This window comes from Bradyrhizobium zhengyangense (assembly GCF_022012555.1).
Lineage (GTDB): Bacteria > Pseudomonadota > Alphaproteobacteria > Rhizobiales > Xanthobacteraceae > Bradyrhizobium > Bradyrhizobium zhengyangense.
This window is the reverse complement of the sequence record NZ_JAKLTZ010000078.1, coordinates 1-1,049: the sequence shown is the minus strand read 5'-3', so window position 1 is coordinate 1,049 and position 1,049 is coordinate 1. Positions and strand designations below refer to the sequence as shown.

The window sequence follows — 1,049 nt, the reverse complement described above, 5'->3', positions numbered from 1 at the left end:
GTGCCTTGGCGCTTTTTGGACGCCGGTCAGTTCGGCGTGCGGAGCCTCTTTGTCGCCGGCGTCCAAAAACCTGCACAACAGCGGTCATTTCTGGCTATCCGATTGCAGAACAAAAATACCGGCTATGCGTCGCGTGAAGCGACGAACTCCACCGATTAGATCCCTCGCCCTAAACACCAGGGTGATGAGCCATTCTGGCGTTCCCAGATGTCGGAGTATCTCCGCCTTGCCTTGATCCATTGTCTGCCACATGTTTTGGTCGGTGAAGAACACATTTTCTTCGCTGCACCGGTCGATCCTCCACATGATCTCTTCTTGCAAGGCATCGACACCTGACAGATGTCGAGCGAAATCGAGCTCTCTTAGAGCGCAGATTCGTTCGATCCGCTGGCGGACCGCCTCTTCGTAGCGGATGCCCAACTTCTCGAGCCTCGCATGGGTCGCCTCGTGAACAATAGCGGATGCGATCCACTCAACTGTCGTCGTCTCAGAAGTAACGGTACGCTCATCCAGCATACACGCGTTCAAGGAGTGCAAATAGCAGCCGGCGCCGTGCGGAACGAGGTGCACCCAAATTCTAGAAAGGTTGTTCTTGACCCGCCGATACTGAAGCGGAGCACTGCGTTCGATCAGTCGAAGCGCATTTTCAATGCGTTGAATGGCCGGCTTGCCGTCCGACCGAAAGCTACCGACCCAAATGCCATCAACGATGTGGCCTTTCGAAAGCCAGAGGTCGATCCTCTCCTCGAGGGACGGCCGCGTTGCTCGAAAAACCCGCTGAGACATTCGCGCCACCATTGCTTCCTCCACACAGCATATCTAACCGTCCGCGTAGGAGGGCTTAATCATTTATCTCAACATGTATCGATGGCGGGCACGAGCTGAATTCAGCAGCCCGCATAACGAAAGTCGCCTTACCTTTGGGAAGCAGACATCGCCTCATATTTGAGCGCAGGTCAGCAACGGGCCAACGCACAAAGTCGCTGCGCTCCAGCCCGCTGCGCGGGAGCAAGAGCCGAGAGGGCGGTAGCCAGTTGAGACGATAGTGG

At 56.1% G+C, this 1,049-nt stretch carries 1 protein-coding gene; it reads right to left on the bottom strand.

Annotated features, from left to right (window positions below):
* Positions 1-84 precede the first annotated feature (84 nt).
* Positions 85-798 carry a hypothetical protein gene (locus tag L6639_RS42905; protein WP_237867374.1) on the bottom strand — a complete coding sequence of 238 codons (714 nt, stop codon included), beginning with the start codon at positions 796-798 and terminating at the stop codon, positions 85-87.
* Positions 799-1,049: the final 251 nt, after the last annotated feature.